Origin of the sequence: Ferrovum myxofaciens (assembly GCF_000735045.1) — a bacterium.
Taxonomy (GTDB): Bacteria; Pseudomonadota; Gammaproteobacteria; order Burkholderiales; family Ferrovaceae; genus Ferrovum; species Ferrovum myxofaciens.
In genome coordinates, this window is the sequence record NZ_JPOQ01000573.1 from 1 (window position 1) to 342 (window position 342).

Here is a 342-nt window from a genome sequence, read left to right on the forward strand (position 1 = left end):
TCGGGTAAAATCGGTAACGATAGGCGCGTTGAATCAACATGACCGTCATTATACAGTGAATTTAAGGCGTAAGTCAAGAACTTTCTCCTTATATCTCCGGCGTAAACGCCGAAGTTTTACGGAGAGTACGATAAACAAATCGCCCGACAATCGACATTACCCGGTTGCCGGGCGATGGTATTTTACGGCGGCAATGACGACACTGGGTATTCTGGACCAAATTGATCGGCCTGAATTACCAAGGCGGGTCTTGGTTTACCAAAGTCGCCTTGCATGACAATGGTTACAAAATCACCCCGCATCATTCCGTCCAGCCTTCCATGTCCGCCAAGGCTTCATCCA

General features: G+C 48.2%; 1 pseudogene. It reads right to left on the reverse strand.

The features are described 5' to 3' along the window. Positions 1 to 188: 188 nt before the first annotated feature. Positions 189 to 305: pseudogene (locus IV91_RS19960) on the reverse strand (type II toxin-antitoxin system PemK/MazF family toxin); the annotation flags it as partial. Positions 306 to 342 lie beyond the last annotated feature (37 nt).